The sequence below is a fragment of the Yoonia sp. genome, assembly GCF_042093035.1.
Classification (GTDB): Bacteria; Pseudomonadota; Alphaproteobacteria; order Rhodobacterales; family Rhodobacteraceae; genus Yoonia.
Genome location: NZ_JBELFI010000089.1, coordinates 1 through 10,781 on the forward strand (window position 1 = coordinate 1; position 10,781 = coordinate 10,781).

Below are 10,781 nucleotides of genomic sequence, written 5' to 3' on the forward strand. Positions count from 1 at the left end.
GCGTCCATCATGCCTGCGCCTGTGCTGTCGCGCAGCTCTTTCACCATTGCAGCGGTGATTGCCATCTTACTTCTCCTTAAGAGGTAAATATCTGAAAAAGGCGGGGCCACTGGCCCCTGCCCTAATAGGTATGGTGCTTACTGCGCAGCCGCTTCTTCAGCGACAACTTCTTCAGCAAGCTCTTCCATCTCGCCCATGTCAACGCCAGCGGCGCCAAGTTGCGCGGTCATGCCGTCAAGGGCCGCGCGTGCAGCCAGATCGGTGTAAAGTGCGATGGCACGCGCTGCGTCGTCGTTGCCGGGGATGACATAGTCAACGCCAGCAGGAGAGCAGTTGGTGTCGACAACAGCCACAACCGGAATACCCAGCTTGTTGGCTTCAGCGATGGCCAGATCTTCTTTGTTGCAGTCGATGACAAAGATCAGATCAGGCACGCCGCCCATTTCGCGAATGCCGCCCAAAGAGGCTTGCAGTTTGCCCTGCTCACGCTCCATGCCCAAACGCTCTTTCTTGGTCAGACCGGCGAAACCGTTGGCCGACGCTTCGTCGATGGCCTTGAGACGGTTGATCGACTGCGAAACAGTCTGCCAGTTTGTCAAAGTGCCGCCCAACCAGCGGTGGTTCATGTAGAACTGTGCGGATTTTTCTGCGGCTTCCATGATTGGCTTTGCAGCCTGACGCTTGGTGCCGACGAACAGAATGCGGCCTCCTTTGGCGACGGTGTCACGGATGACCTGCAGGGCCTGGTCCAGCATTGGGACCGTTTGCGTCAGGTCCATGATGTGAATGCCGTTGCGTGAGCCGTAGATGTATTGATCCATCTTTGGGTTCCAGCGCGCTGTCTGGTGACCAAAGTGTACGCCTGCCTCAAGCAACTGACGCATGGAGAACTCGGGAAGAGCCATGTCGTATTCCTTTTCCGGTTTCAGCCTCAGCGGGGGATCAGCATTTCGCCAACCGGTGGATACTTTGGGATTTCTCCCCAAAGGACCCGCCCCCGCTTGTGGGATTAAGTGTGCGCGCAATAACGCGGGTTTGCGCGCGGTGCAAGGGGTCGGATGCCTCCGGCGGGAGTTTTTTGGGCAAGATGATAAACTTGGGCGTCAAAGCGGCGCCCGCGCTGTGCTTACCTTACAAAAAGACCCGCTCAACCACCCAATAGGCACCAACCGATGCAATCGCCACCGACGCCGGAATTGCCACCAAGCGTCGGTAAGCGTCCGGCTGGTCACGCAACTGGATCGATACCATCGACAAGATGAACACGGCCGCCAGGGGCGCGCCGAAGATCCAGACCGGATTTTCCAATGCCACAACCAAAACAGGCGGGTTCAGCACGCTCAGGGCGATCACGCTGACCGTCAACGCCAGATAGATCGCAAAACCCCGTCCGGCTTCGTTCTTGCCGCGATCAATCCGCACCGCCTGCCAAACCGCAAGGAAGGCAACAGAGATGACAAAGAGCTGCCCGACTTCAACGCCCAGATTGAAGCCGATCAAAGCGGCCACAAATGTCCCTTCCGGTAATCCGAATTCCCCCAGAACAGAGGCAAACCCCAATCCATGCAAAAGCCCAAAACCGAAGATTACATAGGGTCGCCATTTGCTGATCCCGCGCGCCCAGATGTTTTCGACTGCGATGAAAACGATGGACGCTGCGATCAACGGCTCAACAATGCTGCCGGGTATGTTGACATAGCCAAGTGCCGCAAGCGCCAAGGTGATCGTATGCGCCAGCGTAAACAGCGAAACCTGCAACAAGAGCGGGCGAAACCGCGCGGCCAAAAAGAACAGGCCCAAGACGAAAAGAATATGGTCCAAGCCTTTGGGGACAATGTGATCGAAACCCACCGGGATATAATCAACGAAGGTCTCCCAGCCGGTCGCCTGGCCGCCGCCTGCAAGAGGGATCTGGTCAGATAGACCGCCCGCTTCGAGGTAGCCGTCATAGGGCTCCGGCACGTCCATCTGCCGCAAAACCAAAACCCCAAAACTGCTATCCCAACCCATCTGCAGGGTCTGCGCATCAGCTGGCAGCTCTGCGCTGAAGCTGAAGTTGGAGGCACGCACGACCGCGAGTGAGCCCACCGGCTCGACAGAAACATCCAGCAAGACGGGCGTCAGCGACTGACCGTCAGCAGTGAGTGTCATCCCCGCTGCCATGCGCGGCCAAAAGGCCTTAAACTGTGCAACCAGATCTGCTGGTGGCAGAGCGCGCAATTCATCATAGGTCGCGGCATTCGGGCTTTCGTTCGTATTCGCCGTTTCGGTCAGGTCAATGCCCGCAATGAAGCTTTCCAGATTGGCGCGAATGTCAAAGGTGACCACGTCGTCACTGACGCGCATGTCCCCGATTGAAGGCAGCACTTCGTGGGCCGCCACAGTTGACAGAGTCGCGCCCCACACTACAACCGCAGTTGACAATACCCGCAGGAATGCGAGTTTGGCCCCGCTGACAAAGGATAGAAAAATGCGCATTGTTGCCCTCGTTCTTGCACTGCTTGCCGGCCCTGCCGCGGCGCATGAGTTCTGGATTGAACCGCTGGCCTATCAAGTAGAGCCGGACGGTAGGCTTGAAGGCCATCTTGTCAATGGCGAAGCATTCGCTGGCACGAAAATTCCCTATCTCCCACGCGCATTTACCCATTTTGTGGTGTATTCCGACACCACAACAGCGACCCGCGTCACTGGGCGCACCGGTGATTTGCCCGCCCTGCAACAGGACCCGATCGGGGAGGGACTGAATGTTGTCGCTTATCAGGCGCGCACATCTTCGATTACCTATGAAACCTGGGAGGACTTCCAGTCTTTTGCCGATCACAAAGACTTCGGCGATGTTTTGTCGCAACAACGCGCCCGTGGACTGCCTGAGGAAGATTTCGCGGAAGGGTATTCGCGCTATTCGAAAGCACTGATCGGGGTGGGCAATAGCGAAGGCTCAGATACCCGCGCCGGGCTGACCACCGAATTTGTCGCCCTCAAGAACCCCTACACCGATGATCTGTCCGGCGGGATGCAGGTGCAGCTTTTCTATCTCAATGAGCCGCGCCCGAATGTGCAGGTCGAAGTCTTTGAGAAGGCCGCGGATCTCAGCGTGGCGGTGGCGATCTATCGGACAGATCAAAACGGGGTCGCGACCTTCCCGGTCAAACCGGGTTATAGCTATATGCTCGATCATGTTGTCCTGCGTGAACCCAATGGGCGTATGGCTGAAACCATTGGCGTTGTTTGGGAAACGCTATGGGCGAATATGACCTTCGCGGTGCCGCAGTAACGCTTGCTCTTGGTGGCGGGCCGCGTCACAACGCAGGTATGATAAAACAGGCAGATATACTTTGTATCGGGTCAGTCCTTTGGGATGTGATCGGGCGAACCGCCAGCCATATGCGTATCGGATCGGATGTGCCGGGGCGCATAACGCGGCTGCCCGGCGGTGTGGCGATGAATATCGCCATGACGCTGCGCCGTTACGGGTTGACGCCTGCCCTGCTGACCGTGATTGGCCGCGATCCGGAAGGCGAAGAGCTGATTGCCGAGGCGATGCGGATGGGCATGGATTGCGGCCATATCTATCGCTCGGATGAATTGCCCACGGACGTGTATATGGCGATTGAAGGCGCCAACGGTTTGATTGCAGCGGTTGCGGACGCTCATTCGCTTGAGAAAGCAGGGGAGAAGATCCTGCGACCCTTGCAAAACGGTGATTTGGGTACACCTGACATCCCATTTGACGGCCCTGTTGCGCTCGACGGGAATTTGACGGTTGAATTGCTGCAAAGCATTGCGGCTTCTCCGCTTTTTGCCAAGGCTGATCTCCGTGTCGCGCCCGCATCACCCGGCAAGGCTGAACGGCTTCTGGCGCTTTTGGATCACGCATCGGCCACGCTCTATGTCAATCTCGAAGAAGCGGGGCTGCTGTGCCAGACCCGCTTTGAGGATAGCGCCAGTGCCGCCGCCGCGCTGATTACGCGCGGTGCGCATCGTGTACTTGTCACCGACGGAAGCAAATCGGCCTCTGAGGGGGTCGCTGGGGATATCATAACGCAGACGCCGCCTGCCGTGATGGTCACTCGTGTCACAGGTGCAGGCGACACATTCATGGCCGCCCATATCGCATCCGAGGCGCAAGGCCTGGACCGCGAAGCCGCCCTCACCCGCGCGCTGAACGCCGCGGCGACATATGTGTCAGGAGAAACACCGCTATGATCCCGATTTACTATAGTGGCGAAGTCGCGAATGCCCGCGCGAACGGGCAGCCAATTGTGGCCTTGGAAAGCACAATTATCACGCATGGGATGCCGTTCCCGCAAAACGTCGAAACTGCGCGCATGGTTGAAGCGGATGTGCGCAAGGCTGGCGCTGCGCCTGCAACCATTGCGGTGCTTGACGGCCAACTGCATGTGGGGCTGGAGGCGTTGCAGCTCGACGCACTTGGGCAGGCTGAAAACGTCGCCAAACTGTCGCGTGCGGACATTGCGGCTTGCATCGCGACAGGCGGCACGGGGGCAACGACAGTTGCCGCCACGATGATCGCGGCACATCTGGCCGGCATCCACGTTTTTGCCACGGGCGGTATCGGCGGTGTGCATCGTGGTGCAGAAACCAGCTTCGACATCTCCGCGGACCTTCAAGAGCTGGCCCAGACACCTGTTACCGTTGTGGGTGCCGGTGCGAAAGCGATCCTCGATCTGCCCAAAACCTTTGAGGTGCTGGAAACCCTCGGCGTGCCCGTGATTGCCTTCCGTCAGGATATGCTGCCCGCGTTCTGGTCTGCAACATCAGATATCCCTGCACCACTGCGCATGGACAGTGCAGCTGATATTGCCAATGCACATAAAACGCGGATCGCGATGGGACTTTCGGGTGGGCAACTGGTTGCAAATCCAATCCCTGCGGAGGCTGAAATCAGACCCGCAGCTCTGCGTCCGATCATCGCACAGGCGCTGAACGAGGCCGAGAAGCGCGGCATCGGCGCGAAAGCAGTCACGCCATTCTTGCTTGGCCGTATGTTTGAGTTAACAGACGGGCAGTCGCTGCGTGCAAATATTGCATTGGTGCGCAACAATGCGACACTTGCCGCGCAGATTGCCGTCGCTTTGCTGAAATAACCCGAAACGGCTGCGGCATTCGCTTGTTGCTGCCGGTTGCATTGCATATGTATCCATACAAGTAGAGCGGAACACCCCATATGACCGACCCTCTTTCCGATGATCCGGCCAAGCGTGGCAAACCGGGCATTTTTGCCCGCCTACGGGGCAATTTTCTCGCTGGATTAATCATTGTCGCCCCAATCGGGCTGACAATCTGGCTGATCTGGACCGTTGTGGGTTGGGTCGATAGCTGGGTCTGGCCATTCGTGCCCGCAGCTTATCAGCCCGAAGCACTGGTCAACCGTCTGCTTGGGCTTGAAGGTGAAAGTATGGTCACCGTAAACGTCCGCGGCGTTGGCGTTGTCGTCTTTTTGATCTTCACTGTCTTGGTCGGCTGGATTGGCAAGGGTCTGATCGGACGGTCTTTTCTGGGCATAGGGGAGCGGTTGGTCGATCGCACGCCAGTCGTGCGTTCAATCTACAACGCGGTGAAACAGATCGCTGAGACGGTCTTTTCGCAACGCGAAACATCTTTTGATAAAGCCTGCCTGGTCGAATACCCACGCCGCGACATCTGGGCGATTGCGTTCATTTCCACCAATGCAAAGGGCGAGATTGACGCGAAACTCAATGATGGTGAACCAATTGTGACCGTCTTCTTGCCCACGACCCCCAACCCGACGTCTGGCTTCCTGCTGTTTTTGCCACAAAGGGACGTGAAGCCGCTCGATATGTCGGTCGAAGACGCGGCCAAACTGGTGATTTCAGCGGGCCTTGTTTACCCCAACGGCAAGATCGTCGCACCGCCCACAGAAGAGAAGTCTTAAAAAGATGGCGATGGCGGCTGTTACCGGATTTACGGCATCTGCCGCATTCATCCTCGCGATTGGGCCGCAAAACACATTTATTCTGCGCCAGGGTCTGGCCCGCAGCCATGTCTTTGCGCTGGCACTTTTCTGCGCGGTCTCCGATGCAATCCTGATTACGGCGGGCGTGGCTGGCTTTGGCTACATCGTCGAGTTGTACCCGATTGTACCGGAATTCATGCGATACGCGGGCGCTGCGTTTCTATTTGCCTATGGGTTCTTGCGTTTTCGGGCCGTGATGCTGAACAACTACGACATTGAAACAGGCGGCAAACCGGTTGGACTTTGGCGCGCGTTGGCCACCATTGCGGCCTTCACCTGGCTCAATCCGCATGTCTATCTTGATACGGTTGTGCTTTTGGGGGCGATCTCAACCGAGTATCCGGCGACATCCGAAAAAGTATCATTCGCGCTGGGCGCGATGCTGCCGTCCTTTATCTTCTTTTTTGGCCTGGGCTACGGTGCGCGGCTTTTGGCACCTTTCATGCAGTCACCACAGGCCTGGCGGATCATGGATATCATCATCGGGGTGGTGATGTGGCTGCTTGCGGCAAAGTTGCTCAGCTGAACATATCCGACAGGTTAATCGTGCTGTCTTTGCCCAGTTTGTCTTTGTGATCGTGCAGGAATTTGTCTGTCGCGGTCTCTCCCGCTGCTTTCAAACGGGCCAGAATGACAGGCGTCGGGATTGTCTTGGTGGCAACATTCAAAACATTCATCAAGTCATCATCGGCGATCATATGCACCAGCACATCTTTCATCGTCCCACGCTTGATTGCACCATCTGCCAGCAGGCGCTTCACAAAATCAATGGCCCGCAGCTCACGCAGTAGCGAGCTGTTGAAACTGATTTCATTGACGCGGTTTTGGATGGACTGCGTGTCAATGGGCAGGTCTTCGCGGTAGAGCGGGTTGATATTTACGATAACAATATCGTCCGGTAAATCACTGGCAAACAACGGATAAAGAGCAGGGTTCCCGGTATATCCACCGTCCCAGAACGCCTCTACCTCGCCGGTCTCGGGGTCTTCAAATTCGACCGCTTGAAACAGGCTCGGCAGGCAGGCAGAGGCCATGATGACCTCCGGAATGATTTCATCGCCGGTAAAGACGCGGATCTTGCCAGACCGCACATTGGTGGCGCAGATATGCAAATCAGGCCCTTGGGTGGCACAGACCGCGTCGTAATGAAAACGGGTCACGATATCCTCCAACGGGTTGCGCATCGCGGGGCCGTACACGTATGGCGACATCATCCGTGTGGTCATTTCAAAGGCGTGATAGGCAGGCGAATATTTCATCGCCTTCGCCCAGAGGTCGACAGATGACGCAGTCGCATCAATCCAAGGCAAAAACATCGGATCGGTAATCGCGCCGATTTTGCCCCAGAGCCAGTCCAGATTGTCCAGCGCACCATCGCGCCCGCCAGCCACCCAACCGGATTTCAGCGCAGCGGCATTCAAAGCACCTGCTGACGTTCCTGAAATCGCAGCAATTTCAATGTCTTCTTCCTGCAAGAGCCGGCAAAGAACGCCCCAGGTAAAGGCGCCGTGCGCCCCACCCCCCTGCAATGCGAGATTGATCCGCTTCAAAGCGCGGTCCAGCCGCCGTCAACGCTGATCGTCGTGCCCGTCACCTGTGCCGCCGCGTCAGAGCACAGGTAAACGGCGGTGCCGCCAAGTTGTTCGGTGGTGGCGAACTCCTTGGAAGGTTGGCGCTGCAGCATCACATTTTCAATCACGTCTTCGCGGGACATGTTGTATTCTTTCATCGTGTCAGGGATTTGCGCCTCAACCAGCGGTGTCAGGACATAGCCCGGGCAAATCGCATTGCAGGTGATCGGATCCCGCGCCGTCTCGAGACCGATGGTTTTCGTCAGGCCCACAATCCCGTGCTTGGCCGCGACATATGCGGACTTGTATGGCGACGCGGTCAAACCATGCGCAGAGGCGATGTTGATGATCCGGCCATACCCTCGTTCGCGCATCCCAGTTACGGCAGCAGCGGTTGTGTGAAATGCGGATGAAAGGTTAATTGCGATGATCGCGTCCCACTTCGCGGCCGGAAAATCCTGCACCGGAGCAACATGCTGGATGCCTGCGTTGTTCACCAAGATATCGCACCCACCAGCGTCAACAATCAAACGGCGACAAGCATCGCCATCTGACATGTCTGCACTGATGTAGCGCGCCTCAACCCCTGTCGCGTCCGCGATTTCAGTGGCAAGTGCGTGGTCTTCCTCGCTGTCGGTGAATGAGTTTAGCACGACGTTTGCGCCCGCCTTGGCCAATTCGCGTGCGACCCCAAGCCCGATGCCAGAGTTTGATCCGGTGATAACGGCAGTTTTCCCTGCAAGTGACATTTCGATGCTCCGATTCTTTTGCTTGATTGCACTGTATATGCTGCAACTGCAAAAGCCACATCACGGCTCCGATAGCCCCAAAAAAAAACGCCCGCACAAGGCGGGCGTGAAGTTATTGAGGCAGGTTTCATACAGGCAAGAAACCTATCGAGCAGTGCCCTCTTTATAAGCGCTCTGTCGCAAGTGGCCAAGCTAAAAGTTTGAAATGGTTGAAATCCCTCTTTACCATCTTTTCATAACAGGCACAAAAAACCAAAAGGGAGCATCACCAATGATAGTAGAGCATGGCAAGAAATGGCGGGCAATCATCGCGGCAGCGGCACTCGCGCTGGTTGGCCAGATGGGCATCGCCCAACCCAAGCATGGCATAGCTATGTATGGCGATCCTGCCCTACCACCTGATTTTGTGTCGCTGCCCTACGCCAACCCTGATGCCCCCACGGGCGGCCAGATCGTGACTGCACAGGTCGGCAGCTTCGACAGTCTCAACCCGTTTATCCGCAAGGGCTCTGTGCCGTGGCAGTTACGCTTTTTTCTGGGCGAAAGCCTGATGGGGCGTTCCTTGGACGAGCCGTTCTCACTTTATGGTGTTTTGGCCGAATCGATTGAGACCGGACCGAATCGCGAATGGGTCGAATTCACCCTGCGCGACGAGGCCCGTTTTTCCGACGGTAGCCCCGTGACCATCGCAGATGTCATGTGGTCTTATGAAACATTGGGCACCCAAGGCCATGGTCGCTATCGCGGCTTTTGGGACAAGATCGAAACCATGGAACAGACCGGCCCGCAATCCGTGCGGTTCACCTTCAACACGCCTGACCGCGAATTGGCGCTTCTGGCCGGTATGCGTCCGATCCTCAAAAAGGCGCAATGGGATGGCGTGGATTTCGCCGAAAGCACCACCGAGATCGTACCGATCACATCTGCGCCTTATGTTATCAATGATTTCGAGCCGGGGCGTTTCTTGTCTCTCACCCGCAACCCCGACTATTGGGGCAAGGATGTCCCCTTCCGGCGCGGCACCAACAACATCGATGAGGTCCGTCTGGAATTCTTCGGCGATGAAACAGCCGCCTTCGAAGCCTTCAAAGTAGGAGAAGTGAATTCCAACCGCGAATTCAATGTCGCCCGTTGGGAAAGCCAGTATAACTTTCCGGCCATCGAAGACGGCGATGTGGTTCTTTCCGTTCTGCCACATGCGCGCCCTTCTGGCATGACGGGTTTCGTGATGAACACCCGTCGCGATCAATTCGCTGATTGGCGGGTGCGCGATGCAATGCTGCAAGTCTTCAACTTTGAATTCATTAATGAGGCGATGACAGGTTCGGCGCAGCCGCGCATTACATCCTATTGGTCCAATTCACCTTTGGGCATGGATGAGGGCCCCGCATCAGGCCGCGTTCTTGAATTTCTGGAGCCCTTCGCGGCGGAGCTGATCCCCGGCACATTGGAGGGCTACATCCTGCCCGTAAGTGATGGCACAGAGCGTAACCGCGCGGGCACCCGTGCAGCACTTGCACAAATGGAGGCGGCGGGTTGGACGGTGCAGGATGGCGTGATGAAGAACGCCGCAGGCATGCCTTTCACATTTGAGATCCTGCTCAGCCAGGGCGCGTCCGAAAATCAGGCGATCATTGATATGTATTCGGAATCGCTGGCACGTATTGGTGTCACGCCAGCGGTTGCCGTGGCCGACAGCGCCCAGTTCAAAGAACGCACCGATGCCTATGACTTTGACATGACCTATTATCGGCGTGGCGTCTCACTCTCACCCGGCAATGAGCAATATGGCTACTACGGATCAGAGCGCGCGAATGAACATGGCGGACGCAATTTAATGGGGGTTCAATCGGCCGCAGCGGATGCCATGATCGGGCGCTTGCTGACCTCGGAAAGTCAGGACGACTTTGTCGCCGCCGTCAAAGCGCTTGATCGCGTCTTGACTGCGGGGCGCTATGTGATCCCCATCTATCAGTGGAACATCAGCAGGATCGCCCACGCCAAAGAGCTGCGATACCCCGAAAACCTGCCGATCTTCGGGGACTGGCCCGGCTGGCAGCCCGATGTGTGGTGGTATGAGGATTGATGTCATAGAGCCGTTACACCGCAAGTCTATTTGCAAGCCGGAATAACTGAAGGCTGCTGATGATGAATATCCTCGTGCTTTGCACCAGCAATTCTGCACCTTCCATACTTCTGGAAAGCATCCTTACCCATCGCTCTGATGGCCGCGTTAAAGCGTGGTCAGCGGGGTCGAAACCGGCCGGAAAAGTGCATTCGCAATCGTTGAAGCTGTTGGAGGCAAAAGGCTTTCCCGTCGATGGTCTGATCTCACAAAGCTGGAATGATTACGCCACTGCCGATGCGCCACAAATGGATGCGGTCATCACGGTCTGCGGTTCTGTAGCAGGCGAAAAATGCCCGTATTGGCCGGGCGCACCCTTGCGCGCCCACTGGGGTATT

General features: G+C 56.8%; 11 protein-coding genes. 7 read left to right on the top strand and 4 right to left on the bottom strand.

Annotation, left to right across the window (positions count from 1 at the left end; genetic code table 11):
• Positions 1-137 precede the first annotated feature (137 nt).
• Positions 138-905 carry a 30S ribosomal protein S2 gene (rpsB, locus tag ACFDSS_RS10975; protein WP_375255786.1) on the bottom strand — a complete coding sequence of 256 codons (768 nt, stop codon included), beginning with the start codon at positions 903-905 and terminating at the stop codon, positions 138-140.
• A gap of 226 nt (positions 906-1,131) precedes the next feature.
• Entirely contained in the window at positions 1,132-2,478 is a 1,347-nt protein-coding gene (locus ACFDSS_RS10980; RefSeq protein WP_375255787.1) for a HupE/UreJ family protein, read from the bottom strand.
• Between ACFDSS_RS10980 and ACFDSS_RS10985 the strand changes: the two genes are divergently transcribed.
• From ACFDSS_RS10985 to ACFDSS_RS11005, 5 genes are all read left to right on the top strand, one after another.
• On the top strand, positions 2,471-3,274 hold the full coding sequence (locus tag ACFDSS_RS10985; RefSeq protein ID WP_375255788.1) for a DUF4198 domain-containing protein: 804 nt from the start codon (positions 2,471-2,473) through the stop codon (positions 3,272-3,274). The genes ACFDSS_RS10980 and ACFDSS_RS10985 overlap by 8 nt on opposite strands.
• Before the next feature lie 38 nt (positions 3,275-3,312).
• Positions 3,313-4,206, top strand: a complete 894-nt coding sequence (locus ACFDSS_RS10990) for a PfkB family carbohydrate kinase (protein WP_375255794.1) — start codon at positions 3,313-3,315, stop codon at positions 4,204-4,206.
• Entirely contained in the window at positions 4,203-5,108 is a 906-nt protein-coding gene (locus ACFDSS_RS10995; RefSeq protein WP_375255789.1) for a pseudouridine-5'-phosphate glycosidase, read from the top strand. Before ACFDSS_RS10990 ends, ACFDSS_RS10995 begins: the two co-directional genes overlap by 4 nt.
• Positions 5,109-5,188: 80 nt before the next feature.
• A complete protein-coding gene (locus tag ACFDSS_RS11000) occupies positions 5,189-5,917 on the top strand; it encodes a DUF502 domain-containing protein (RefSeq protein ID WP_375255790.1) in 729 nt (242 codons plus the stop codon).
• Between the two features lie 10 nt (positions 5,918-5,927).
• On the top strand, positions 5,928-6,524 hold the full coding sequence (locus ACFDSS_RS11005; RefSeq protein WP_375255791.1) for a LysE/ArgO family amino acid transporter: 597 nt from the start codon (positions 5,928-5,930) through the stop codon (positions 6,522-6,524).
• Here ACFDSS_RS11005 and ACFDSS_RS11010 read toward each other — a convergent pair.
• Together ACFDSS_RS11010 and ACFDSS_RS11015 are read right to left on the bottom strand one after the other, a co-directional pair.
• Entirely contained in the window at positions 6,517-7,548 is a 1,032-nt protein-coding gene (locus tag ACFDSS_RS11010; protein ID WP_375255792.1) for a patatin-like phospholipase family protein, read from the bottom strand. The two genes, ACFDSS_RS11005 and ACFDSS_RS11010, sit on opposite strands and share 8 nt — an antisense overlap.
• Positions 7,545-8,318: a 3-hydroxybutyrate dehydrogenase gene (locus ACFDSS_RS11015; RefSeq protein WP_375255793.1), complete on the bottom strand. Its 774-nt coding sequence runs from the start codon at positions 8,316-8,318 to the stop codon at positions 7,545-7,547. Before ACFDSS_RS11015 ends, ACFDSS_RS11010 begins: the two co-directional genes overlap by 4 nt.
• Before the next feature lie 340 nt (positions 8,319-8,658).
• Between ACFDSS_RS11015 and ACFDSS_RS11020 the strand changes: the two genes are divergently transcribed.
• Entirely contained in the window at positions 8,659-10,404 is a 1,746-nt protein-coding gene (locus ACFDSS_RS11020) for an extracellular solute-binding protein (protein WP_375255795.1), read from the top strand.
• Between the two features lie 62 nt (positions 10,405-10,466).
• On the top strand, positions 10,467-10,781 hold a 315-nt coding region (locus ACFDSS_RS11025), incomplete at its 3' end, for an arsenate reductase ArsC (protein ID WP_375255796.1).